This is a genomic window from Streptomyces sp. NPDC094448 (genome assembly GCF_044763775.1).
In the GTDB taxonomy this organism is placed as follows: Bacteria; Actinomycetota; Actinomycetes; order Streptomycetales; family Streptomycetaceae; genus Streptomyces.
Map to the genome: position 1 here is coordinate 172,412 of NZ_JBIWGU010000007.1, position 25,418 is coordinate 197,829.

Below are 25,418 nucleotides of genomic sequence, written 5' to 3' on the forward strand. Positions count from 1 at the left end.
CGCTCATGAGCGACGACCCCGGGATGATGGATGGATATAAGAGGTTTTATTGGTCTTTAAAGGTGAGGCTTGGCAAAGACGTCTTGGAGAAGGTCGATGGTCGGCTTGTCGAGGACGCCGTTGTAGATGCGAATGTCGTCGACCTCTCCGGCAAGGTGATCGCCCCAGGTGCCCGCACCGGTGCGGGCACGACCGACCTGCAGACCACCGGTCGCGGGCCAGGTCATGACGACTCCGTCGATGTGGCCGGACACCGAACCCGGGGAGCCGGGGACCGGCAGGGCGGCCTCTCCGTCGACGTACAGGCTGAGCCTCTGGGTCAGGGCGTCGTACGTCACGGTGATGAACTGGCCCGATTCCTGATCCGGATTGCCCTTCGGGTAGGCGCGGGCCACCGCGGCGGGGCTCTCGGAGCCGGGCTCGCTCGGTACAACCAGTTCCCAGTAACCGGGCTGTCCGTCCTGGGAAGCGGTGAAGCGCACGACGAAGCGGCTGGTCGTGTCGCCGGGCAGGGACAGCAGAGCCTGTCGGGTGGTGGCGGTCTTGCTGGAGAGCCGCACCCGGGCCGATACCGTGAAGCTGCCGGTACCGGTCAGCGGCGCAGTAGCGGTCGCGGCATAGCCGCTGTCCTTCAGGGTCAGGCGGCCGCCGGGAAGCGCATCGCCGTTCGCGTCCAAGTTGATCATCAGTGTGTTGCCGAGAATGACATCCAGCTGGGTCTCCTCGGTGTAGGCGGCGCCACCACCCATCACCAATGGCTGTCCCCCGCCGGCCGACGCGAAGGAGGTGCTGTCGGCTTTCTGGTCCAGGTTCCAGTAGGCCAGGCGTTCGAGCTTGGCCGCCATCATCTTTTTCACCTCTTCCGGCGTGTTGGCCCGGTTGTAGGCGCGTACGTCGGAGAGCTGTCCGTGCCAGTTGCCCTGGTATCCGGTCTTGGTCCTTTCACGGCCGATCTGGAACGCGCCGTGGGCACGCCACGGCAGTGGACGGTCGGCTTCCGCCCGCAGTTCCCCGTCGACGTACAGCTTGAGGGGCTTGGCTGCGCCCGGGTCGTAGACGCCGGTGAGATGACGCCACTGCTCGGCGCAGACCGGCTGAGAAGCATTGCCGGGGCAGGTGCGGTTCGCCGTGGTAACCAGCGTGGTCTCGTCCATGGCGATGACGTCGGCGGTCGGCAGGCTGAAGGTGAAGGTCTTCTGGGCTGCCTGGTAGCCGAGGCGGAAGCCCGGTTCGCCGGTGCCGCTCTGGCTGACGGCGGTCATGTCCCGGTTCAAGGTGTCGGGCTTGACCCAGGCGCTGACGGAGAAGCCTTTTTCCGTGTTGAGGACCGGCTGGGATGTCTCCAGCCAGGAGCCGGCCGAGCCGTCGAATTGCATCACGACGTCCGCGTCGGTGCCGTTGCCAGGTGTGTGCCGTGTGACGCCGGGGCCGATCTTGGCCGGATAGTTACCCGACAGATCAGCGGCCTCGGGTTTCGATGCGGCGTCGGCCAGTCTCCAGTGCGCGGTAGCGGGTGTGCCGACAACCGCGCTGAAGAAGTACGTCGTCTGCTCACTGGCGTTGTTCGCGCCGTCGTAGGAGGTGACGAACAGCTTGTGGCCGCCGCGGTGCTGCGGGGTCCACTTCACCGTTACCGGATCGCCCACCTTGACCGGAGTGACCGTGGCGGCGGGCTGATTGTCCGTGTCGAAGTCGTAGACGTACTTGGCAACGGCGTCGTCGAAGCGGTCCTCGGTGTTGGGGGAGATGGTGAACTCACCCATCATGCCGACAGGGCCGCCGTCCTCCTCGGCCGGGAACTGCGGCGAGGTCACGAGTGGTGCACCGGGTACATTCGCGTCGACCAGGAAACGACAGGTGGGGCTCCAGCCGCTCCAAACCGCGCCGTCACTGACCCGGGCGGACCAGGAGACCACGGCGTTCTCCGGGATCACCTTCCCCTTCGGGACGACAACCTGGTGCTGGAAGACGGCACCGGGGGACGCCATCCCAGTACTGACCGAATACGTCTGAGCCGTACCCGCGCCGTCGGTCCAGGAGATCTTGTACTCGACCTTCACCGGCTCCGCCTCGGCCGGGCTGTGGTCAGGGTCGCTGGGCTGTGCGTACAGCTTGGGCAGTCGGGTAATCCGAACCCCCGCCGTAGTGGTGTTGCAGGCGCCTCCGGGGAGGCTGGAGAGCTTGGCCGCGGTCAGCGCGGCCGGCGGGCGGTTGTAGGTGACGGACAGATAGGCGTTGCCGCACATCCGCTTCCACTCGGCGAACCGGCTCTCGTCCGCGGCACGCAGACCGAAGGTCATCTTCGTCCAGCCGTCCCGGACGGCGGCCTGAACGTAGCGGGCCAGTGTGCCGGTCGAGGCGGATTCGAAGTGGAGGTTCGCCGGGCTGTTACAGGACGTGGGCTGGATCGCCTTGTCAACGGTGCCGAGGTGGGTGTCCCACAGGGAACTGGTGTTGCTCCAGCTGCTGGAAGAGGAGATCCCGAAGTCCTTGCCTCCGACCCGGTACAGCTGTACAGGCTCGGCCGTGGGGGTGGCGCTGTAGATATGTGCGACCCGGGCCGAGAAGGTGGCATCCAGAATCGTCATATCGGTGCGGTAGGAGGTCAGCCCGACGGTGTACATCAGCCGTCGGGTGTCAATGCCCTGGCACGAGGTGGGGTTGTAGTTCGTGGGGCACTTGCCCATACCCTCGTGGCCGGTGAACTTCCAGTCCTGTTCACCGGGCATACCCTTGATGATCGACGTCCAGGCGGTTGTCGGACTGGTGACCGTGGGATCGATGACAATGGGGAAGGCTGCAGGGTTCGCAAGCAGCTTCGCGTCGGGGATCAGAGTCAGCGAGTCCCGGCCGACAGCAACACCCACCGGAGCGACCGCAGCGTCGGGAGCCGGAACCAGAGGGGAACCGTCGGCTGCCTGAGCTGAGGGCACCGCGGTGCGACTGCCCGCCTTCACGGCCGTCCGGACCGGTGCTGCTGCGGCCGGTGTGTCCCACATGACCGGTGCGGGAGCCTCGAAGACGACACCCTTGGACTGGCTGTCCACCGCCTGGAGATCACCCGACGCGGTCTTGTTGACTGTCAGGGCATCGGTGCGCAGCCCCAGTTCGATACGGGCGACGTCCGGGTTCGCGGCTGCCTGCGGGGTCTTGATGACGACGAAGTGACCGAAGCCTTCGGGCTCGGCACGCACTACGAGATCCACGCCGGCCAGCACTTCGGCGTAGGTGGCCGTGTCGCCGCTGACCGTGGGGGCGGGCAGCGCGCGGCCCGGCCAGGTGAGGGCGAACTCCCGGCCCGCCTTCCTGACCGTGGCGAACGGGCCTGTCCCGCCGCCGGAAACCGTGAGGTCCACGGTGGTGGACGCCGGCCGCAAACGACCGTCGGCGGACTTGACCAGGGTCGGGTCGATGGGCTGCCAGGTGCCTTTACGCATGGCCCGTACGGGCTCCAGGAACTCCTGCGCGGTGAAGGTACCGTCACCATTGGCCACCACGGTCCGGCGTTCTTCACGCAGTCCCGTCACTTCGACGGGCGCGTTGGCCTCCATTGCGGCCTGCTGTGCCTCCGCCTCGGTGGGCAGTCCTTTGGCCACGGCGGCAGTGAGCCGGGCCTGCGCGGCCCGGGCCGCACCCGGCTGCTGCTCACCGCTCAGCTGCTGCCCGGCGTTTCCGCCGATATCGAACTGCCCACTTGTAGCGAGCATAACGGCGGCCAGGCCCATGGCGCCTGCCGTCCACGCGCCACGGCGGCGCATGCTGCTCCTCGACATTGCTTGCTTCCCCACCCTTGGTCATCTGTTGCGTATGTGGTTGCTTCGCCCCTCGGGGCGGGGAGTCACTGGATCGCGGTGCCGAAGGTCTTGTTGTCCAGCGGGATACCGCCTTCGCCGGGCCGCCAGCTCTGGCTGGGAGCGTTGGAGAACGGGCCTCCGCCGGAGGTGGTCCACGGGTAGTGGTGGACTGCCCGGTCCACAGGCTGGGCGTAGGGAAGTCCGAGGTAGAAAGCAGTCTGGGTGGCGAAGAGATTCAGCCCCACCAACAGATGATCTGCCGGCTCGGCCGGTATACCGGCCCCGGCCTCCAGCCAGGCATCGCCGACTCCCGGAGGGTCGACAAGCGGCATCAGGGCGACGCCGCCGGCATCGGTGACCGTTGCCGTCACTGCTTCGGCGTTCTCTCCCGGAACACCCACAGCGAGAAACGCGGTCTTCGGCGTCGGCCGCGCCTGTACGTTCTGATGGGCAACGGCCAGGGACTGTCCGAACCGGTCGCCGAACTCTGCTTCGCCTTCTACGTCGGGCGAGTTCTGAGTGATCCACTGGTGCCATGTCACACCGCCGGACACGGTGACCTGAGCCACCTGCACTCCTCCTGCATCAGGAAGCACCTCGCCGAGGTCTTCGCCGGGTGCGCCGACCGCGATCAGGGCCTCGACCGGCTTGAGGGCGGAGTTGGCGTCCGGGCAGCAAGATGTCATCGCCACCGAAGTGCCGTGCGCGTCACCCGCTTCGGCAACGGTGTCTCCGATCCCCGTGCGGTTCTGACCCGACCCCCAGGCCGGGTCCGGAATGCCGTTGCTGTTCACCGATGCCTTGAACACGGAGATCGCACCCGCACCCTTGCGCGTGTCCATGGACTCACCCGGAATGCCGACGGTGAACCAGTTGCCCGCTGCGGCGATCGCGTGCCCGAACCGGTCATAGGGCTCCGCGGTCTCCCACACCCCTGGGCTGTCCTGAGTGAAGCGGGTCACGGCATAGTTCGGGCCGTAGGCAGCGACGACCATCCCGATGTCCGGCATGTTGGCTCCGTCCTCACCCGGAGACCCCATGATCAGGAACTCGTTCCCGGACGTGGATGTCGTGGTGGCCACGGAGTAGCCGAACAGGTCCCCGGCCTCCAGGTTCTCGCCGACCCAGCCGTCACTGCCCTGCCGGAAGCCCTTGCTGCCGACGGTGCCCTGGCCGAGGCCCGCGGGGGAGCCGTAGACGAGATGGACCAGGCCCGCGTCCTCCACGGTCCCGACGTCCTCGTACGGCATACCGACCGCGATGTCGCTGCAGCCGTCCCGGTTCGCGTCGTACACCACGAGGGAGAAACCGAATCGGTCCCCGGTCTCGGCACCGTCCGAGATGTTCGGCGAGTCCTGGGAGAGCTCGACGACTCCCTTGTTGCCACCGAGCACGATCCGCACCAGCCCGGCGCGCTCTTTGCCCGAAACCGTGGCTTCCGGGTCGGCGATGACCGTGTCACGGACCTGGTCCCCGTTGAAGTCGGAGCCCACACCCGTGCAGACGGCGACCGCCGCCGCGGGCGTCACGCCCAACAGTCCGGCACCCGCTGTGAACAGCAAACCGACTGTCCAGCCGGCGACAGCGCGCCGTGATCTCCCCACCCTGGACAAAGCTCCGCCCCACCTTTGTCGACTGGTCGACCGCACGACCAAGAAGAAACGATCATGCAATCCCAAGATCATCACTACAAGCCCATAAATGGGGCGACAGCGCGAAGAGTGATCACGAAATCATCACAACTGGGCACGCGGTGGAACCGGAGGCTGCGAGTCGGACCGTCGAGCCGGCAGGGAGCGCAGGCAACGCGAGCAACAGTGCAGGATGGAACACCGGGGCAAACAGGGGACCGCGGGAGACCCGCAACGGGAGAACCACCTCGACAGGAGAGGTGTTCAACCGCAGCCGGGAGGGCCGCGACGGGGCACCGGGACACCCCAAAAAGAGGGAAGGTTAGGCTAACCTGACCTCATGGTTCCGTTCCGGTTCTTCGATCTCCGGGTCACCCGCGCGCACGCGCTCACGCCCTCCCTCATCCGCGTGACCTTCCAGGGGTTCCCCGACGACGATGCTCTCGACGCCTTCGCGTCCGGCGGTCGCGACCAGTCGCTGTCGCTGTTTCTGCCGCACCCCCACCAGGACGCCCCCGTCGTCCCGGTCGATGCCGGGGACGGCAGTGCGGTCTTCGCCGCCTGGCGGGCGCTGCCCGAGGACACCCGCGCGGTGATGCGCTCGTACACGGTCCGGGACCAGCGGCGCACCGCCACCGGTGCCCGGGAGTTCGACATCGACTTCGCCGTGCACGAGAACGGCGGTCCCGCCTGCCGCTGGGCGCAGGCCGCCGCGCCGGGGAAGCGGGCGATGGTGCTGGGCCCGGCGGTCGCGGAGAACACCTCCGTGCGCTGCCGGCCGCCCGCCGATACGGACTGGACCCTGCTCTGGGGCGACGAGACCGCGCTGCCCGCGATCGCGGCGATCCTGGAGTGGCTGCCCGCGGGCATGCGGACCCGGGTGTGGGTGGACGTTCCGCACTCCGCGGACCGGATCGAACTGAAGACGGACGCCGACGCGGAGATCGTCTGGCTGGTCCGGGACGAGGGCGCGCCCTCCGCCGTGGAGGCCGTGGCCGCCGCCGAACTGCCCGAGGGGACTCCGTACGCCTGGATCGCCGGGGAGTCGGGCGGCGTCAAGGCGCTGCGGCGGCATCTCGTGGGCGAGCGCGGTATCGACCGCCGCCGGGTGACCTTCGTGGGCTACTGGCGGCGCGGGGTCAGCGAGGACGGTCTGCGGGACGATCCCGCCCTCGCGGAGATCGACGAGAGCTGACGGACCGTTCCGGCGGCGGGACGCGCGCCGGGGTGCGGATGCCCACGGCATCCGTGGCCCGCGCCGCACGGGAGCAGACGCACACGGGCGCCCGGCCTCCGGCCGCACCCACCGCACGGCGGACCCCGGCCGCCCGCGCCGTACGGGCGACGGGTGCAGCGGGGCCGGACCTCCGGCACGGGGCGGCGGGCGCCCGGGCACGCAACGGGCAACTCCCCCGGGCCGCAGGGCCCGTGCGGCAGTCATCCGCCGCACGGGCGCACCCCGGGCCACCCGGCCCCGGCGACCGGCACGCGCCACCCCGGTGCCCGTCAGCCAGGGTTGGTTGATATCCAGCCAAAGTATGATCAACCACCGCATACGCGGTCTTGCGGGGCCCCCTGTGGGCATGCATGGTCCTGGCACCCACAGATCACCCCTGCTCAGGCGTGAACCATGGAACGCCCGCGACACCCGCCACACCCGCCCCTCCGCGCCGGACCACCCAACGGGAGGGGCTCGCACCGCCCCGTACGGCCCGCCGGGCGTGACAACCGGTCAACCGGCGTGTGAACAACGCCATACGCAGGGCTTCTCATCAGGGCCGGAGGCCGATTCCCAAGGAAAGTTAGGTTAGGCTAACCTTCCTCACGTCGCCCTCGCACCCCCACCTGTCCGGAGGCGCGACCAAGTCCCCGTATCCGGGAGGACATTGCATGCGCTCGCACCTGCTCAATGACGCAACGGCGGAGAGCTACCGGCGCTCCGTGACCGAAGGAGTCGAGCGGGTGGCGAACCGACTCGCCACGACCCGGCAACCGTTCACGGGGGTCACCGCCGAAGAACTCGCGCCGGTGATCGCCGATATCGACCTCGACCGGCCGCTGGGCGACTCCTCCGCCGCCCTCGACGAGTTGGAGAAGGTCTATCTGCGGGACGCCGTCTACTTCCACCACCCCCGCTATCTGGGCCACCTCAACTGCCCGGTCGTCATCCCCGCCGTTCTCGGCGAGGCCGTGCTCTCCGCCGTCAACTCCTCCCTGGACACCTGGGACCAGAGCGCCGGCGGCACCCTGATAGAGCGCAGACTCATCGACTGGACAGCGGCCCGGATCGGCTTCGGCGGTGCCGCCGACGGCGTGTTCACCAGCGGCGGCACCCAGTCCAACCTCCAGGCGCTGCTGCTGGCCCGGGAGGAGTCGAAGACCCCCGACCTCGCCAAACTGCGGATCTTCACTTCGGAATGCAGCCACTTCAGCGTCCAGAAGTCGGCGAAGCTCCTCGGCCTCGGCCGGGACGCGGTGATCGCCCTGCCCACCGACCGCGACCGGCGGATGCGCACCCTGGCGCTCGCCGCCGAGCTGGAGAAGTGCCGGGCCGACGGCCTGGTCCCGATGGCGATCGTCGCCACCGCCGGGACCACCGACTTCGGCTCCATCGACCCCCTGCCGGAGATCGCCGAACTGGCCCAGCAGTACGGGGCGTGGATGCACGTCGACGCCGCGTACGGCTGCGGACTGCTCGCCTCCCCCACCCGCCGTCATCTGCTCGACGGCATCGAACACGCCGACTCCGTGACCGTGGACTACCACAAGTCCTTCTTCCAGCCGGTCAGTTCCTCCGCCGTCCTGGTGAAGGACGGAGCGACGCTGCGCCACGCCACGTACCACGCGGACTATCTGAACCCCCGCCGGACCGTTGAAGAGCGCATCCCGAACCAGGTCGACAAGTCCCTCCAGACCACCCGCCGTTTCGATGCCCTGAAACTGTGGATGACGCTCCGCGTCATGGGTGCCGACGGTATCGGCGGGCTCTTCGACGAGGTCTGCGATCTGGCCATGGCGGGCTGGGAGCTGCTGGCCGCCGACCCCCGCTACGACGTCGTCGTCCAGCCGCAGCTCTCCACGCTCGTCTACCGCTGGATTCCGCCGAACGTCACCAGTCCCGCCGCGATCGACCGGGCCAACCTCTACGCTCGCAAGGCGCTGTTCGCCTCCGGGGAGGCCGTGGTCGCCGGGACCAAGGTCGACGGCCGCCAGTACTTGAAGTTCACCCTGCTCAACCCCGAGACGACGACCGACGACATCGCCGCCGTCCTCGACCTGATCGCCGGCCACGCCGAGCAGTACCTGGGAGAGAACCTTGTCCACGCCTCTTGAACCCCCCGCGGAACCGTACGACTTCATCGGGGTCGGACTCGGCCCCTTCAATCTGGGACTGGCCTGCCTCACCGAGCCCATCGAGGAGCTGAACGGGCTCTTCCTGGACTCCAAGCCCGACTTCGAGTGGCACTCGGGGATGTTCCTGGAGGGCTCCCACCTCCAGACGCCGTTCATGTCGGACCTGGTCACCCTGGCCGATCCGACCTCCCCGTACTCCTTCCTCAACTATCTGAAGCAGTCCGGGCGGCTCTATCCGTTCTACATCCGCGAGAACTTCTATCCGCTGCGGACCGAGTACAACGACTACTGCCGCTGGGCCGCGGCCCGGCTGACCAACGTCCGGTTCAGCACCACGGTCACCCGGATCGAGCACAACGGCGAGCTGTACGAGGTGCACACCGCGAGCGGCGAGGTGCTGCGTACCCGCCGGATCGTGCTGGGCACCGGCACCCCGCCGTATCTCCCCGAGTGCTGCCGCGACCTCGGCGGCGACTACCTCCACAACTCGGTCTATATGCCTAACAAGGAGGCGCTCCAGGCCAAGGAGTCGATCACCCTGGTCGGCAGCGGCCAGAGCGCCGCGGAGATCTACTACGACCTGCTCTCCGAGATCGACGTCCACGGCTACCGGCTCAACTGGGTGACCCGCTCCCCGCGCTTCTTCCCGCTGGAGTACACCAAGCTGACCCTGGAGATGACCTCCCCCGAGTACATCGACTACTTCCACGCCCTGCCGGAGAGCACCCGCTACCGGCTGGAGTCGCAGCAGAAGGGCCTGTTCAAGGGCATCGACGGGGATCTGATCGACGCGATCTTCGACCTGCTGTACCAGAAGAACCTGAAGGGCCCGGTTCCGACCAGGCTGCTGACCAACTCCGCCCTCAACGGCGCCTCCTACGACGAGACGTCCGGCTCCTACACCCTGGCGCTGCGCCAGGAGGAGCAGGGCAAGGAGTACGAGCTGCGCACCGAGGGCCTGATCCTGGCGACCGGGTACAAATACGTCGTCCCGGAGTTCCTCGCCCCCGTGCACGACCGCCTCCGCTGGGACGGGCAGGGCCGTTTCGACGTCGCCCGCAACTACTCCGTCGACACCACCGGCCGTGAGGTCTTCCTCCAGAACGCGGGCGTGCACACGCACTCCATCACCTCACCCGACCTGGGCATGGGTGCGTACCGCAATGCCTACATCATCGGCGAGATGCTCGGTACCGAGTACTACGCCGTGGAAAAGTCCATCGCGTTCCAGGAGTTCTCCGTATGACCGCCCCCGATCCGCTGAGCTTCACCGTACGGCCGCTCGACCCGCTCGCCGACGCACCGCTGGTGCACCGGTGGGTGACCCACCCCAAGTCCGGTTTCTGGCAGATGTCGGACTTCGACCTCGGGCAGGTCGAGCGGGCGTACTCGGCGATCACGGCACATCCGCACCACCACGCCTTCATCGGGGAGAACGGGTCCGGTGACCCGGTCTTCCTGATGGAGAGCTACGACCCGGCGCAGGTCGAACTGGTCGGGCTGTACGACGCCCTGCCGGGCGACGCCGGGATGCACTTCCTGGTGGCACCGGCCGACACACCGGTGCACGGTTTCACCCGGGCCGTGATCACGGCCGTGCTGCGGAAGCTGTTCGACGACCCCGCGATCCGGCGGGTCGTCGTCGAACCCGATGTCCGCAATACGGCCGTCCACGCCCTCAACGCCTATGCGGGCTTCGAGATATCCGGCCGGATCCGGACCCCGGAGAAAGAGGCGTACCTCAGCTTCTGCACCCGTGAGGCGTTCGAGAACAGCACCGCCGTGGCGGACCGTCCGGCGGTGGGACGATGACCGCCGCCGCCGACGCCGTCGCCCATCTGACGCCGGAACTGTGGGAGCGGGCCAACCGGCTGCTGGTCCGCAAGGCGCTGTCGGAGTTCGCCCATGAGCGGCTGCTGACCCCCGAACCGCTGGACGAGGCGGGCAGCTACCGCGTCCTCAGCGACGACGGGAGCGTCGAGTACCGCTTCACGGCCGAACTGCGGGCGCTGGACCACTGGGACATCGCCGAGGAATCGGTGGTCCGCAGCGTACGCGGGGAACTGCTGCCGCCCGACGCCGTCGACCTCTGCATCGAGCTGCGTACGGCGCTGGGCCTGAGCGACACCGTCCTGCCGGTGTATCTGGAGGAGATCGCCTCCACCCTGGCGGGGACCGCCTACAAGCTGAGCCTGGAGCCCGTCTCCTCGGCGGAGCTGGTACGGGCCGGTTTCCAGGCCGTCGAGACCGGGATGACCGAGGGCCACCCCTGTTTCGTCGCCAACAACGGCCGGCTCGGCTTCGGGGTCCACGAGTATCTGTCGTACGCGCCGGAGGCGGCGAGCCCGGTCCGGCTGATCTGGCTGGCCGCCCATCGCGAGCGGACGGCCTTCACCTCCTGCGCCGACCTGGACTACGACACCCTGGTCCGGGAGGAACTGGGCGAGGAGACCCTCGCCCGGTTCGCGGCCCTGCTCACCGGGCAGGGGCTCGACCCGGACGACTACTATCTGCTGCCCGTCCACCCCTGGCAGTGGTGGAACAAGCTCTCCGTCACCTTCGCCGCCGAAGTCGCGGAGCGGCGGCTGGTCTGCCTCGGCCCCGGCGACGACGAGTATCTGGCCCAGCAGTCGATCCGTACCTTCTTCAACACCACCGCCCCGCACAAGCACTATGTGAAGACGGCGCTGTCCGTCCTCAACATGGGCTTCATGCGCGGTCTCTCGGCGGCCTATATGGAGGCCACCCCCGCGATCAACGACTGGCTGGCCGGGCTGATCGAACAGGACCCGGTGCTCAAGGAGACCGGTTTCTCCATCATCCGGGAGCATGCGGCGATCGGTTACCGGCACCGCCAGTACGAGCTGGCGACCGACCGCTACTCGCCCTACCGCAAGATGCTGGCGGCGCTCTGGCGGGAGAGCCCGGTGCCGTCGCTGGGCCCGGACGAGAGCCTGGCGACCATGGCGTCCCTGCTCCACACCGACCGGGACGGGGCATCCTTCGCCGGTGCCCTGATCGACGCGTCGGGGCTGGCGCCCGCCGACTGGCTGCGGGACTATCTCCGCGCCTACCTCGTCCCCGTACTGCACAGCTTCTACGCGTACGACCTGGCCTATATGCCGCACGGCGAGAACGTCATCCTCGTCCTCGGCGCCGACGGCACGGTCCGGCGGGCGATCTTCAAGGACATCGCGGAGGAGATCGTGGTCATGGACCCCGACGCGGTCCTGCCGCCCGCCGTGGAACGCGTCCGGGCCGAGGTCCCCGAGGACATGAAGCTGCTGTCGGTCTTCACCGACGTCTTCGACTGCTTCTTCCGCTTCCTGTCGGCGGCGCTGGCCGCCGAGGGCCGGATCGACGAGGACGGCTTCTGGGCGGCGGTCGCCGACTGCGCCCGGGAGTACCAGGCGTCCGTACCGCATCTGGCGGACCGGTTCGCCGAATACGACCTCTTCGCACCCGAGTTCGCGCTCTCCTGCCTCAACCGGCTCCAGCTCCGGAACAACCGGCAGATGGTCGATCTGGCGGACCCGTCCGCCGCGCTCCAGCTCGTCGGCACCCTCCGCAACCCCCTGGCCGCGACGGCGGCCCCCTGAGCGGACGGGCATCCCCCGAACACGGTCCCTCGGGGGGTGCCCGTCCTTTTCCCGTGGTGTCCATGCGGTGTCCGTACGGCCCGGGAGGCCGTACGGACACCGCGGCATGCCCGGGGCCCGCGCTCAGTCCTGCTTCCAGGCCACCGCCGGCGAGCGGTGGAAGGCGATCCCCAGCGCGGACATCCGCCCCGCCTGCGCCGCCAGCCTCGGTTCGTAGTCGGCCCACGCGATATCCCCGCCGGACCAGCCCTTCTCCGCCACACCGAGCAGCCGCGGGAAGGCCATCTGCTCCAGCTGGGCGCTGTTGACCAGCGTCTCCGTCCAGATCGGGGCCTCGACCCCGAGCACCGCCTCGTCCGGTACACCCACATCCTTCAGATACCGGGCGGGATCCCAGTCGTAGGACCGGTCGACCTCGACCCGGCCCGCCCAGGAGAGCCCGATCGAATCCCGGTAGCTGTACTGCATATCCAGATAGACCCGGTCGGCCGGGGAGAGGATCAGCTTCGTCCCCTTCTTCACGGCGTCCGCGACCCGCTTCCGCTCGGCCTTCTCCGTCCGGTCCGTACCCCAGTACTGGGCCAGCACATCCCCGTCCGCCCCGGCACCGGCGATCTCGTGCCAGGCCATCACCTTCTTGCCGTGCTTCGCGACGATCTTCCGCACCCGGTCCATGAAGGTGCGGTAGTCCTTCTTGCTGGTGCTGTCGGCCTCGTCGCCGCCGATATGGAGGTAGTCGCCGGGGGTCATCGCGGCCAGCTCCCGGATCACGTCCTCCACGAAGTCGTACGTCCCCTCCTTGCCGACGCACAACGAGCTGAAGCCCGTGTCCAGCCCGGTGTGGACGGGGTCGGGGAAGCCGTGGCAGCTCAGTTCGGGATAGGAGGCGATCGCTGCCGCCGTATGACCCGGCATGCCGATCTCGGGGATCACGTCCATATGGCGGCCGGCCGCGTACGCCACGATCTCGCGGTACTGCGCCTTGGTGTAGAAGCCGCCCTTGCCGCCGCCGACGGCGGTCGCCGCGCCGACGGTGGTCAGCTTCGGCCGGGAGTCGATCGCGATCCGCCAGCCCTGGTCGTCGGTGAGATGGAGATGCAGTTTGTTGATCTTGTAGAGGGCGAGCTGGTCTATATACCGCTTGACCTGGGCGACCGTGAAGAAGTGCCGGGCGACGTCGAGCATCGCGCCCCGGTAGGCGTACCGCGGGGTGTCGGTGATCGTGCCGCCGGGGAAGCGCCAGACGGCGGTCTGCCGGGTGTCCTTCTCGACCGCGGGCGGCAGCAGCTGCCGCAGGGTCTGGACCCCGCGGAAGAGTCCGGCGGGCTCCCGGGCCAGCACGGAGACGGTGGTCTGCGAGGACGTCAGCAGATAGCCCTCGGCGCCCAGTTCCCGCCGGGCCGGGTCCAGCCTGAGCTGGATTCCGTCGCTGCCCGCCCCGGGGGTCACGGGCAGCCGATAGCCGGTGGAGGGGCGGAGGACCGCCGCCAGATAGTCGCCGACGGCCCGGACGGCGGGCCGGTCGTCGACCCGGATCACGGCGGCGGGGGCGAGCGTGTACCCCGGCCCCGAGGGGCGGACGGAGGCGGGCGCGGGCACCACGTTCCCCAGGGGTGCGGAGGACACGGGACGGCGGGGGGACTCCTCACCGGAACCGGCGTCTCCCCCACCGCCGAAGCAGCCCGTGCCCGCCACGGCGGTGAGGAGCAGCACGCCGAGCAGGCGCCGCCCGGGACGGCGGCGGGGGGCCCGGGGCAGGCCGGGGCGGGGTCGGAACAGTCGCACGGAGCTTCCCTTCAACGGGCGTCGGACCAGCGCCATGGTCGCGCAGCCCCCCGAACGCGGTCCAGACCTGTGGCGGCCCTGTGGACAACCGGAGGACGGCCGGAGCCCGCCGCCGGGCGACCGGGCCGAACCCCCTGCCCGGCGACGGGATGCGGCCCGGTCGCCCGGCGGCGGGAATGAAAGAATCGCCCCCATGGCGGAAATCATCCAGAAGGACGGCACCTGGAGCTTCGACGGGGACTCTGTGCGCATCGTGCCCGGCTCGGACAAGAGCGTCGGCGTGCTGCGCCAGGCCCTCGGGGAGCTGAACGTACCGCTGGAGGCCGTCGCGGGGGTGTCCTACGAGCCGGGGCGGAAGTCCGGACGGCTGCGGCTGCGGCTGCGCAGCGGGGCCGATCCGCTGCTCCAGCTCGCCGGCGGCCGTCTGAAGGAGAGCTGGGACCCCTACGCCCTCGGCGTCGACGCGGACCGGGCCGGGGTGGCCGAGTACTTCGTGGCCGAGGTCCGCAACGCCCTGCTGATCGAAGAGATCGGCAGCGAGCAGGTCGACCGCTATCTGATGCCGGGGCCGGCCGTGCCGATCACCGCGTCGGCGGGCGACGGCACCGCCGAGTTCGACGGCGAACAGATCAGGCTCTCCTGGAACTGGAAGACCGATGACGCCAAGGCCTCCGGCGGTCCGCGGACGATCGGCATCGGGGACGTCGAGGCCGTGGACTGGCTGCCGGCCGCCACCCTGGAGAACGGCTACCTCCGCTTCACCCTGACCCGGATGCGCTCCTCCGCACCCGCCAAGCACGATCCGCACGCCATCGACCTGTGGGGCTTCCGGAAGGATCCGCTGATGGGTCTGGTGGGCGCCGCCGTGGCGGCCAGACTGCCGCATCCGTACGCCGCGAAGACCTCCCCCGCCCCCGAACCGGCGAAGGCGCTCTCCGCTCCGGCGGAGGACCACGACACCCTGCTGCGGCGCCTGCGGGAGCTGGGCGAACTGCACCGTTCGGGCATCCTCACGGACGAGGAGTTCAGCGCCGCCAAGCAGGCCGTACTGAAGCGGCTCTGACCTCACTCCCGGATACAGCCGGGGAAAACAAGGGGATCCTGCCCGGAATCGGGCAGGATCCTTGCATTCGGGGTCATCGACCCGCAGTATCGACGGGTGCTCGAACACCGCCGGCCTGGTCGTCCCCCATCCTCCGCGTCGCCACCCTCACACCCCGCGCACGCGCACGACGACCTCGTCGACCATCTGGTCCGCTCCACCGCGCTCCCGCGCGGCGAGGCGGCCCGGGTCGTCCTCGACGTGCTGGCGTACTTCGACGAGAAGACAGAGGTCTACGTCCGCCGCCGCCACCGGGAGCTGCAATCGGGCGGTCTGGCGAACGCCGAGATCTTCGAACGGATCGCGGCCGAGCTGCCGCACCGCGCGGTGGCACCGCCGGAGCTGTCGCTCCGGCAGCTGCGCCGCATGGTCTACGGCTGACGGACGATCTCTCACCTACGGAGGGGCGAGAACCTTTATGTGCGGAATTGTCGGTTACATCGGCAAGCGTGATGTGGCACCACTGCTGCTGGAGGGCCTCCAGCGACTGGAGTACCGGGGTTACGACTCCGCGGGCATCGTGATCACCGGCCCCAAGGGCGGCGGCCTGAAGCTGGTCAAGGCCAAGGGCCGGGTCCGCGATCTGGAGGCCCGGGTCCCCAAGCGGTTCGCCGGGACCACCGGAATCGCCCACACCCGCTGGGCCACCCACGGCGCGCCGAGCGACGAGAACGCCCACCCCCACCTCTCGGCCGACGAGAAGGTCGCCGTCGTCCACAACGGCATCATCGACAACGCGTCCGATCTGCGCGCCCGGCTGGAGGCCGAGGGCGTGGCCTTCGCCTCCGAGACCGACACCGAGGTCCTCACCCATCTGATCGCCCGCTCCGCGGCCGAGACGCTGGAGGAGAAGGTCCGCCACGCCCTGAAGGTGGTCGAGGGCACCTACGGCATCGCCGTGATGCACGCCGACTTCAGCGACCGGATCGTGGTCGCCCGCAACGGCTCGCCCGTCGTCCTCGGCATCGGCGAGAAGGAGATGTTCGTCGCCTCCGACGTCGCCGCGCTGGTCGCCCACACCCGCCAGATCGTCACCCTCGACGACGGCGAGATGGCCACCCTCAAGGCCGACGACTTCCGCACCTACACCACCGAGGGGTCGACCACGACGGCGACGCCGACCCTGGTGGAGTGGGAGGCCGAGTCGTACGACATGGGCGGCCACGACACCTATATGCACAAGGAGATCAGCGAGCAGGCCGACGCCGTCGACCGGGTGCTCCGCGGCCGTATCGACGACCGGTTCTCCACCGTGCACCTCGGCGGGCTCAACCTCGACGCCCGCGAGGCCCGTTCCATCCGCCGGGTCAAGATCCTCGGCTGCGGCACCTCGTACCACGCGGGCATGATCGGCGCCGGGCTGATCGAGTCGCTGGCCCGGATCCCCGCGGACGCCGAACCCGCCTCCGAGTTCCGCTACCGCAATCCGGTCGTCGACCCCGACACCCTCTATATCGCCGTCTCGCAGTCCGGCGAGACCTACGACGTCCTCGCCGCCGTCCAGGAGCTGAAGCGCAAGGGCGCCCGGGTGCTGGGCGTGGTCAACGTGGTCGGCTCCGCGATCGCCCGGGAGGCCGACGGCGGCGTGTACGTCCACGCGGGCCCCGAGGTCTGCGTGGTCTCCACCAAATGCTTCACCAACACCGTCGTCGCCTTCGCGCTGCTCGCGCTCCACCTGGGCCGGATCCGGGACCTCTCGGTCTCCGAGGGCAAGCGGATCATCGAGGGCCTGCGCCGGCTGCCGGAGCAGATCGCGGAGATCCTCCAGTCCGAGGACGACATCAAGAAGCTGGCCGAGGAGTACGCGGGCGCCCAGTCCATGATGTTCATCGGACGGGTACGCGGCTATCCGGTGGCGCTGGAGGCTTCGCTGAAGCTGAAGGAGATCTCGTACATCCACGCGGAGGCCTATCCCGCGTCCGAGCTGAAGCACGGTCCGCTGGCACTGATCGAGCCCGCGCTGCCGACGGTCGCGATCGTCCCCGACGACGATCTGCTGGAGAAGAACCGCGCCGCGCTGGAGGAGATCAAGGCCCGCAGCGGCCGGATCCTGGCCGTCGCGCACCGGGAGCAGGAGAAGGCCGACCACACGATCGTCGTGCCGAAGAACGAGAACGAGCTGGACCCGATCCTGATGGGCATCCCGCTCCAGCTCTTCGCCTACCACACGGCCCTGGCCATGGGCCGGGACATCGACAAGCCGCGCAACCTGGCGAAGTCCGTCACCGTGGAGTGACCCACGGCCACCGACGACCGACACGACAGCCGATACGGGGGCGGCCCTGCCCCGGTGTCCTGTCACCCGGCCGTTCCCCCGCGTTTCGCCACCGTGTCACGCGGGGGAAGGCACCGGCCGGAGCCATACCCCTTCCGGCGCGCTCCCGCCCGGCGCGCGGCCGTCGCGCCGCGGCGGGCGGGACGTCCCGAGAAGGCCGGTACCCGGACCGGCGGGGGAAACCCGCTGCGGCTATGTGCGGGTGCGAGGTCGTCCTCCGGCGCCGGACACCGGCGAACGGAACCGGTACGGCGGCCGTTACGGGGTACGGAGCGGGTCGCGGCCTCAGGGAATGACGACGACCGGGCGCTGCGCCCGCCGCGCCAGCCGGCCCGCGACCGAGCCGAAGATACGTCCCACGATCCCGTGCGTCGAGCCGACGACGATGGCGTCGGCCGAATACTCCCGGCCCACCTCCTCCAGCTCGTGGCAGATGTCGCCGCCGCGCTCCACCAGGATCCACGGGACCTCGGAGAGATAGTCGGCGCAGGCCAGCTCCAGGCCGAGCACCTCGGTGCGGTGGTCGGGCACATCGACGAAGACGGGGGGCTCGCAGCCCGCCCAGACGGTGGTCGGCAGCCGGTTGGCGACATGGACGATGATCAGGCCCGACCCCGAACGCCGGGCCATGCCGATCGCATAGGCGAGCGCCCGCTCACTGGAAGTCGAACCGTCGAAGCCGACGACGACGCCGTGGCGGAACGCCGGATCGCAGGAAGGGCGCGCTTCTTCTGCCGCTCGCAGATCCGACAGGGGGTCGGCTACCTGCTTGCGGTCCGCGGGTTCGGGGATCTCATGACCGGCCATGGGTGTCTCGGCGAAGAAAGTCCTCTGTGGAATCAGCGGAAGGGGGGAACAACAGAGCAGGCTGAGCGGTGCTGTGTCCGGGAATCATCTTCCCTGGCCCATACCCGCAAGGGTACGGCGACACTCCTCTCCGGCCCAAGGGCTGTCCCCACCGGGCATTCCAGGGAGCATGCCCGAGGCCGTCCTCGTTGGCAATGCCGTGTGGTGCCTACAGCGGACCGCAGCCCGCCGGCGGCCGGCAGACGGCCCGTCCGCCCGCCCCGGTCGCCGGGTCCGCCGGCGGGGGTGCGCCCCGCTCCGGGCCGGACGGGGGTGTTCGAGGGGCCCGGACGCCCCGGGAACCGCCGTACGGCAGGTCACGGCGGAGCAGCCGGGCGGGCAGCCGGGTTCCGTTCGGGTGCGGTCCATGCGGTCGAGACAGTGTCTGCCGCAGTGACCGGAAGGCAACGGTCCTCGTTGGTTCCTCGGACATCCGCAGCCGTGACCGCAGCCCGGAGGAGGCCTTCCGTGCCGACGTATCCGTCCGCCGCCCCGCCGACCGCTTCGTCCGAGCACACCGCCCCGCACTCCGCCGCCACGGCCGGACCTCCCGCGCGTCCCGGGCCGCCGGCGGCCGGGGACACCGGACAGGCCGCGGCCGACGACCCGGCCGGGGACGTCGTCCGCTGGGCCGCCTTCAGCTGCCTGCTCGTGCCGGTCGTCCTCATCGTGTACGGGGCGTCCGCCGGCGGCGCCACGGCGGCCGCGCTCGGACTGGCCGCGGTGACGGCGGCCTGCCGGATGCTGCTGCGGCATTCCGAACGCAACGCCGCCCGGGCCGCGGCGGCACAGGGGCCGAAACCGCAGGAGCGACCCGGCCGGGGGGCCGGGTCCGGCGGCCGTCACAGCGCCGGAGGTACCCCCGGCGAGTGAGCGGGATCCGGCCCGTTCGCACACCTGGACCCGTATGATTTCAGCCAAGTTCGCGTCATGGCGCATCCCTTGGCGAAATGGCCTGCCAACCCCCTTGTCAGCAGGCCGGAAAGGGTCTTCGCCGACGGTGGCACCCTATGGGGACGGGCCATGCACGAGAGGCGCACTTCCCTCACGGGCTTGCAGATGGAACGCTTCGTGATCGAATGCTTCGCGCCAACTTGCCGGACCGACATAGCGGGGCATGCCGAACTTGTCTCGTCGGCACCACGGGACGCAGTAGATTCGATCATGAGTATCGAAGGCTCCGGTACTCGCGCACAACCAAGGGGAAAAGTGCAGGAGCGAACGGCCCGAAAAGAACGGGGAGACGCGAAAACCGAGGGGGGCTTAGCGTCATGAGTCAGGACTCCGCCGCACCGGAGGCAGCACGAAAGCTCTCCGGGCGCCGGCGCCGGGAAGTCGTCGCGGTACTGCTGTTCAGCGGCGGCCCCATCTTCGAGAGTTCCATACCGCTCTCGGTGTTCGGTATCGACCGCCAGGACGCCGGAGTACCCCGCTACCGACTGCTCGTCTGCGCAGGCGAGGAGGGACCGCTGCGGACCACCGGCGGCCTCGAACTCACCGCGCCGTACGGTCTGGAAGCGATCAGCCGGGCAGGGACGGTCGTCGTCCCGGCGTGGCGTTCCATCACCTCGCCACCGCCTCCCGAGGCGCTCGACGCACTGCGCCGGGCCCATGAGGAGGGCGCCCGGATCGTCGGACTGTGCACGGGGGCCTTTGTGCTCGCCGCGGCCGGTCTGCTGGACGGCCGGCCCGCCACGACGCACTGGATGTACGCGCCGACGCTGGCCAAGCGCTATCCGTCCGTCCATGTCGATCCGCGGGAGCTGTTCGTCGACGACGGCGATGTGCTCACTTCGGCCGGAACGGCCGCCGGAATCGACCTCTGTTTGCACATCGTGCGTACGGATCACGGTACGGAGGCCGCCGGGGCGCTCGCCCGCAGGCTGGTCGTCCCGCCGCGGCGCAGCGGTGGGCAGGAGCGCTATCTGGACAGGTCTTTACCAGAGGAAATCGGGTCGGACCCGCTGGCCGAGGTCGTCTCGTGGGCGCTGGAGCACCTTCACGAACAGTTCGACGTGGAGACTCTGGCGGCGCGGGCGTACATGAGCCGCCGTACGTTCGACCGGCGATTCCGTTCCCTGACCGGCAGTGCGCCGCTCCAGTGGCTGATCACCCAGCGGGTGCTCCAGGCCCAGCGGCTGCTGGAGACCTCGGACTATTCGGTGGACGAGGTCGCGGGCCGCTGCGGCTTCCGGTCGCCGGTGGCGCTGCGGGGCCACTTCCGGCGTCAGCTGGGTTCGTCCCCGGCGGCATACCGGGCGGCGTACCGGGTCCGGCGCCCGCAGGGCGATCCGGCTCCGCCTTCGATGGTCGAGTCCGTGGTTCCGCCGCAGGCCAGACGGGCCCCTGGTGGTCCGCCGGGGCTGCCGCCGGAGCTGGGAAAGCCTCCGCACGGCGCTTATGCGGCAGGACCGGGGCGCCCGAGTCTGCCCGGCCAGCGGAGTGCGCCATAAAGTGGACGCATGAACGATCGCATGGTGTGGATCGACTGCGAGATGACCGGGCTCTCGCTGGCCGACGACGCACTTATTGAGGTGGCCGCACTGGTCACCGACTCGGAACTGAACGTGCTCGGTGAAGGGGTGGACATCGTGATCCGCCCGCCGGACGCGGCGCTGGAGTCGATGCCCGAGGTGGTGCGCCGTATGCACACCGCCTCGGGTCTCCTCGGCGAGCTGGCCGGGGGTACCACCCTGGCCGATGCCGAGGCCCAGGTCCTGGCGTACGTCCGCGAGCATGTGAAGGAGCCCCGCAAGGCACCGCTCTGCGGGAACTCGGTGGGCACGGACCGCGGCTTCCTGGCCCGGGACATGTCCGCGCTGGAGCAGTACCTCCACTACCGGATCGTGGACGTCTCCTCGGTGAAGGAGCTGGCCCGGCGCTGGTACCCGAGGGCGTACTTCAACAGTCCCGAGAAGAACGGCAACCACCGGGCGCTGGCGGATATCCGCGAGTCCATCGCCGAGCTGCGGTACTACCGCGAGGCGGTGTTCGTACCGCAGCCCGGCCCGGACTCCGAGACCGCGAAGGCGATCGCGGCGAAGCATGTGGTGTCCGCGGGCTGACCGGCCCGGAAGGCACCTGTTCGGACGGGTTCGTCCGGAGTCGGATCGGGGGCGGGAAAACCCTGGTACGAGCACCCTCCGGAACCCTGTACACTTTTTCTCGGCCGGTCGGAAAAACGACCGGTCATGGTGGGTGTAGCTCAGCTGGCAGAGCACCTGGTTGTGGTCCAGGATGTCGCGGGTTCAAGTCCCGTCACTCACCCTGCAGGGTGCAAGGGCCCCGGTCTTCGGACCGGGGCCCTTGCCGTTTCCCGGGGCATTGCCGCCCCGGGTACGGTCGGCGCCCCCCTTCTTCGCCTTCTTCCGCCCCGTCGGTCCGTGGGGCTGCTCCAGGCCTCCGCGGGGCCGGTACGGGAACCGGCCCCCGTACCGGGGCTGCGGAGGGCGGGACGGCCGCCGCCGGGCCCGGCCCGGAGCATGGGGGCGGGACCGCAGCCGCACGGGGCGCGGGTCGGATAGGCACGGAGGTACGGGGCCGGCGGCCTTCCGGGACGGCCGGGGTCCGATCTGCCGCTCGGTGGCGGCGACGGCGTTCCGGCGCTCGCGGCCGGGGCGGCGGCTCCCCTTGGGGCCGGTACGGGCCGCGAGGGCGGGCCTGAGGCGCAGCCCCCGCCCCGCCGGGTGTGGTGGGCGGGCGGGGCGGGAGCCGCGCGGGCCGTTCCGGCGCCCCGCAGCCGGAAACGGAGTCGCGCGTCCCGGTCGGAATGTGGGGGGATGGGGAAACCGACCGGGACGCGCGGTGGGGGGTGTGGTGCGGATGGTTCGTCGAGTACCCCCGAGGGGGGTGCACAGCACGTTACCGGGCCGTGAAGAAACGGAGCGGGCATTCCGGGCGGCGGCCGGAGTTCTTAGGGCGCCGTTAAGGGCCTCATCGGAACCTGTTAACCCAGAGGGGGTTCCGGGCGGGTGGAAACGGCTCCGGAAGCGGTCCGGCCGGGGCTTGTGACGGGGGTGCCGACCCTGCGGGGCGGCGGCCCCGCGGGCGGAAGGGATATCGGGCGGGCTGCCCCGGGCGGTACGGTCCCGGCCCGGAACCGGAGGCTCAGATATCGCCGCGCCCGCGGCGTCCCGCCGAGATCAGCGTACGGCGTCGGTCCGGCACCCGGTGACCGCTCCTGCGGCGCTCCTCGGGATCGGCCGCGCGGGTGTCCAGACCGATCCAGATCCGTACCTCGGTGCCGCCGAGGACCGAGCTGCCGATCCGGACGTCCCCGCCGGTCGACTCGGCGACCCTGCGGACGATGTCGAGGCCGAGTCCGGTGGAGCCGTCGCGGCTGCCGCTGTTGCCCCGGGCGAGCGCGGCGGCCGGGTCGGCGATTCCCGGTCCCGCGTCGGACACCAGCACGATGACCGCGTCCTCGCCGTTGTGGAGGTCGACGGAGAAGGCGGTGCCTTCGGGGGTGTGGCGGAAGACGTTGCCGAGCAGGGCGTCGAGCGCGGCGGCCAGTTCGGGGCGGCCGACCGGGATCCGGACCGGCCGGTCGACGCCCGCGACCCGTACCTTGCGACCCTCGTCCTCCGCCAGCGCCGACCAGAAGTCCATCCGCTCCCGGACCACTTCGGAGGCGTCGCAGCCCGCGCCGGGGCCGACGAGGGTGGTCTGCGGTTTGGCCTCGCGCGCGGTGCGGATGATGATGTCGACCTCCCGCTCCAGCTGTTCGACGGCGGCCCGGGTCTGCTCGGCCGCGGGCCCGTCACCGAGGGAGGCGGCGTTCAGCCGCAGTACGGTCAGGGGGGTGCGGAGCCGGTGGGAGAGGTCGGCGGCGAGTTCCCGCTCATTGGCCAGCAGCTGGACGACCTGGTCGGCCATGGCGTTGAAGGCGACGGCGGCGGACTGCAGCTCCTTCGGCCCCTCCTCGGGAACGCGGACACCGAGCCGGCCCTCGCCCAGTTCCTCGGCGGCGCCGGAGAGCCGCCGGGCGGAGCGGACCATCCGTACACCGAGCCGGTCGGCCACCGCGACCGAGCCCAGGATCAGCGCGATGCCGACGCCGGCGAGCATCAGCCAGGCGGTGGTCACCCCGCGGCTCATCTCGGCGTTGGGGACATAGACCTCGACCACGGCGACCTTGTCGTTCCGCAGCAGGGTGGGCTGGAGCAGGGCGGTGCCGCCCGTCACCTTGGTGGTGGAGGTCCGGAACAGCCGCTGCACCAGGGCGTGGTCCGCGCGTCCGGCCCGGGGGGTGCCGATGTCCACGGCCTTCGGTACCCCGGCGTCGGGGTCGGCCGGGACATGGACGAACATCCGGCCCGCGGTCCCCGCGTGGGTGGTCTGGACGGCGACCTCCAGCGCATGCTGTTCGGGGGTGATGGTCAGGGTCGGTGCGATGGTGGCGGCCTGGCGCTCGGCGTTGGTGACCGCCCGATCCCGCGCCATCTCCTTGATCACGAGCCCCAGTGGTACGGCGAAGGCGACCACGACCATCACGGTGACGGCCAGTGCGACCTTGACCAGCGCCCATCTCATCTCTGATGACCTCGTTGGGGTTCCGGGTGTCCAGTGGGGGGTTCGAGCTTGACTCCGACTCCGCGGAGGGTGTGCAGATAGCGCGGCCGGGCGGCGGTCTCACCGAGTTTCCGCCGCAGCCAGCTCAGATGGACGTCGATGGTCTGGTCGTCGCCGTAGCTCTGCTGCCAGACCTCGGCGAGCAGTTCCTTGCGCGGGACCACGACACCGGGACGGCCGGCGAGAAAGGTGAGCAGGTCGAACTCGCGACGGGTCAAATCGAGGGGGGAGCCGTCGAGTTCGGCCTGGCGGCGCAGGGGGTCGATGGAGAGTCCGCCGACCTGGATCACCCGGGACGGCGGCGCCTCGCCCGCGGTGGCACGGGATCGCCGCAGCACCGCCGCCATCCTGGCGGAGAGATGCTCCACGGAGAAGGGTTTCGTGAGGTAGTCGTCGGCGCCGTCGTTGAGGAGCCGCACGATCTCGCTCTCGTCGTCCCGGGCGGTTGCGATGATCACGGGCACGTCGGTGATACCGCGCAGCATCTTCAGCGCCTCGGACCCGTCGAGATCGGGCAGACCGAGATCGAGGATGACCACGTCGAACCGGAAGTGGGCAACCTCGCGCAGCGCCTCCAGGGCTGTACCGACACTCCGGACGATATGGGACGCCTCGGTCAGATGCCGGATGAGGGCGGAGCGTACGAACTGGTCGTCCTCCACCACGAGCACACGTGCCATGACCGGCACCGTACGCCATTCGGGGGATGCCGGTCCCCCTCCGTATGCCTCCGTTCACACCTCGGACAGGACGGCGGCCGGGAGTTGGCGACCGGGACCATGATCCGGAGTAGGCCGGTCCTCTTGGGGACAGGGGCGGGTTGTGTGGTGCAGTATGGCCCCGATGCGTAGAGGACTTGTACATGCCATGGCGTGGACGCTGTCCACCGGGGCAGCGGTGACGCTGTCGTGGTGGGGCGTTCACACGGTGATGTCGGGAACCGCGTACGACCGGCCGCGCGCCGTGCCGATCAACGCCGGGGAAGACCCCACCACGCAGGCGAAGCCTCAGGTCTCCGCGACCCACCGGTCGCAGTCGCCGCCGGAGGCGCGCCCCTCGAAGACCTCCGGCACCCCCGGGTCACGGATCACCGAGGACGCTCAGGAGACACCGGACGGCAACGGCGGCGACCGCTCACCGGAGCCCCCCGCGAGCAGCCCCAGCAGCGGGCCGCGCCCCTCCAGCGCCTCGGGCACCCCGGTGAACAGCAAACCGAAGGGCACGGTGAAGGGGCAGACGGTCGACGGCGGGCAGGTGCTGTTCGACGTGGGCCCGGCATCGGCGGAGCTGCTGTCGGCGACCCCGAACGAGGGCTGGCGGATGGACGTACTGGAGGAGCCGACCTATATCCGGGTGACGTTCACCAGCGATACGCGCGAGATGTCGGTCTTCTGCATCTGGAACGGCCACCCGCCGCGCTTCGACTTCGACGAACGCGAAGCGCCGTAATTCCGTGAGGCC

General features: G+C 69.8%; 18 protein-coding genes and 1 tRNA gene. 13 read left to right on the forward strand and 6 right to left on the reverse strand.

Annotated elements, in window-relative coordinates:
* Positions 1 to 56: 56 nt before the first annotated feature.
* Together ACIQ9E_RS15485 and ACIQ9E_RS15490 are read right to left on the reverse strand one after the other, a co-directional pair.
* A complete protein-coding gene (locus ACIQ9E_RS15485; protein WP_403707074.1) occupies positions 57 to 3,725 on the reverse strand; it encodes a LamG domain-containing protein in 3,669 nt (1,222 codons plus the stop codon).
* 113 nt (positions 3,726 to 3,838) lie between these two features.
* A complete protein-coding gene (locus tag ACIQ9E_RS15490; RefSeq protein WP_403707408.1) occupies positions 3,839 to 5,323 on the reverse strand; it encodes a VCBS repeat-containing protein in 1,485 nt (494 codons plus the stop codon).
* 442 nt (positions 5,324 to 5,765) lie between these two features.
* Between ACIQ9E_RS15490 and ACIQ9E_RS15495 the strand changes: the two genes are divergently transcribed.
* From ACIQ9E_RS15495 to ACIQ9E_RS15515, 5 genes are all read left to right on the forward strand, one after another.
* Positions 5,766 to 6,620 (forward strand): siderophore-interacting protein, encoded by an 855-nt coding sequence (locus ACIQ9E_RS15495; protein ID WP_403707076.1) that lies wholly within the window; start codon positions 5,766 to 5,768, stop codon positions 6,618 to 6,620.
* Between the two features lie 695 nt (positions 6,621 to 7,315).
* Entirely contained in the window at positions 7,316 to 8,758 is a 1,443-nt protein-coding gene (locus ACIQ9E_RS15500) for a pyridoxal phosphate-dependent decarboxylase family protein (protein WP_403707078.1), read from the forward strand.
* A complete protein-coding gene (locus ACIQ9E_RS15505; protein WP_403707080.1) occupies positions 8,742 to 10,025 on the forward strand; it encodes a lysine N(6)-hydroxylase/L-ornithine N(5)-oxygenase family protein in 1,284 nt (427 codons plus the stop codon). The genes ACIQ9E_RS15500 and ACIQ9E_RS15505 overlap by 17 nt, the downstream gene beginning before the upstream one ends.
* Complete coding sequence (locus tag ACIQ9E_RS15510) at positions 10,022 to 10,591, forward strand: GNAT family N-acetyltransferase (protein WP_403707082.1); 570 nt, start codon at positions 10,022 to 10,024, stop codon at positions 10,589 to 10,591. Before ACIQ9E_RS15505 ends, ACIQ9E_RS15510 begins: the two co-directional genes overlap by 4 nt.
* Positions 10,588 to 12,378, forward strand: a complete 1,791-nt coding sequence (locus ACIQ9E_RS15515; RefSeq protein ID WP_403707084.1) for an IucA/IucC family protein — start codon at positions 10,588 to 10,590, stop codon at positions 12,376 to 12,378. Before ACIQ9E_RS15510 ends, ACIQ9E_RS15515 begins: the two co-directional genes overlap by 4 nt.
* 123 nt (positions 12,379 to 12,501) lie before the next feature.
* On the opposite strand, the gene ACIQ9E_RS15520 is transcribed toward ACIQ9E_RS15515, so the two are convergent.
* Positions 12,502 to 14,163: a beta-N-acetylhexosaminidase gene (locus tag ACIQ9E_RS15520; protein ID WP_403707086.1), complete on the reverse strand. Its 1,662-nt coding sequence runs from the start codon at positions 14,161 to 14,163 to the stop codon at positions 12,502 to 12,504.
* Positions 14,164 to 14,356: 193 nt separating this feature from the next.
* On the opposite strand from ACIQ9E_RS15520, the gene ACIQ9E_RS15525 reads away from it, so the two are divergent.
* The 3 genes from ACIQ9E_RS15525 to glmS all read left to right on the forward strand — a co-directional run bounded on the left by ACIQ9E_RS15525 (position 14,357) and on the right by glmS (position 17,501).
* Positions 14,357 to 15,226, forward strand: a complete 870-nt coding sequence (locus ACIQ9E_RS15525; RefSeq protein WP_403707088.1) for a DUF4429 domain-containing protein — start codon at positions 14,357 to 14,359, stop codon at positions 15,224 to 15,226.
* 186 nt (positions 15,227 to 15,412) lie between these two features.
* On the forward strand, positions 15,413 to 15,646 hold the full coding sequence (locus ACIQ9E_RS15530) for a hypothetical protein (RefSeq protein WP_366255876.1): 234 nt from the start codon (positions 15,413 to 15,415) through the stop codon (positions 15,644 to 15,646).
* Between the two features lie 37 nt (positions 15,647 to 15,683).
* The gene (glmS, locus tag ACIQ9E_RS15535; RefSeq protein WP_403707090.1) at positions 15,684 to 17,501 is read left to right on the forward strand and encodes a glutamine--fructose-6-phosphate transaminase (isomerizing); all 1,818 of its coding nucleotides are present in this window, start codon (positions 15,684 to 15,686) and stop codon (positions 17,499 to 17,501) included.
* A gap of 324 nt (positions 17,502 to 17,825) precedes the next feature.
* On the opposite strand, the gene ACIQ9E_RS15540 is transcribed toward glmS, so the two are convergent.
* On the reverse strand, positions 17,826 to 18,347 hold the full coding sequence (locus ACIQ9E_RS15540; RefSeq protein ID WP_006349170.1) for a universal stress protein: 522 nt from the start codon (positions 18,345 to 18,347) through the stop codon (positions 17,826 to 17,828).
* A 507-nt stretch (positions 18,348 to 18,854) separates the two neighbouring features.
* On the opposite strand from ACIQ9E_RS15540, the gene ACIQ9E_RS15545 reads away from it, so the two are divergent.
* From ACIQ9E_RS15545 to ACIQ9E_RS15560, 4 genes are all read left to right on the forward strand, one after another.
* Entirely contained in the window at positions 18,855 to 19,259 is a 405-nt protein-coding gene (locus tag ACIQ9E_RS15545) for a hypothetical protein (RefSeq protein WP_403707092.1), read from the forward strand.
* Between the two features lie 398 nt (positions 19,260 to 19,657).
* Positions 19,658 to 20,839, forward strand: coding sequence for a helix-turn-helix domain-containing protein (locus ACIQ9E_RS15550; protein WP_006349169.1), 1,182 nt, complete (start codon positions 19,658 to 19,660; stop codon positions 20,837 to 20,839).
* 9 nt (positions 20,840 to 20,848) lie between these two features.
* Entirely contained in the window at positions 20,849 to 21,451 is a 603-nt protein-coding gene (orn, locus tag ACIQ9E_RS15555; protein ID WP_403707094.1) for an oligoribonuclease, read from the forward strand.
* A gap of 129 nt (positions 21,452 to 21,580) precedes the next feature.
* Positions 21,581 to 21,653: transfer RNA gene (locus ACIQ9E_RS15560), tRNA-His, on the forward strand.
* Positions 21,654 to 22,493: 840 nt separating this feature from the next.
* On the opposite strand, the gene ACIQ9E_RS15565 is transcribed toward ACIQ9E_RS15560, so the two are convergent.
* Together ACIQ9E_RS15565 and ACIQ9E_RS15570 are read right to left on the reverse strand one after the other, a co-directional pair.
* Positions 22,494 to 23,918, reverse strand: a complete 1,425-nt coding sequence (locus tag ACIQ9E_RS15565) for a sensor histidine kinase (protein WP_403707096.1) — start codon at positions 23,916 to 23,918, stop codon at positions 22,494 to 22,496.
* Complete coding sequence (locus tag ACIQ9E_RS15570; RefSeq protein WP_006349166.1) at positions 23,915 to 24,637, reverse strand: response regulator transcription factor; 723 nt, start codon at positions 24,635 to 24,637, stop codon at positions 23,915 to 23,917. The genes ACIQ9E_RS15565 and ACIQ9E_RS15570 overlap by 4 nt, the downstream gene beginning before the upstream one ends.
* A 187-nt stretch (positions 24,638 to 24,824) precedes the next feature.
* Here ACIQ9E_RS15570 and ACIQ9E_RS15575 point away from each other — a divergent pair, with 187 nt between their 5' ends.
* A complete protein-coding gene (locus ACIQ9E_RS15575; protein WP_403707098.1) occupies positions 24,825 to 25,406 on the forward strand; it encodes a hypothetical protein in 582 nt (193 codons plus the stop codon).
* Positions 25,407 to 25,418 lie beyond the last annotated feature (12 nt).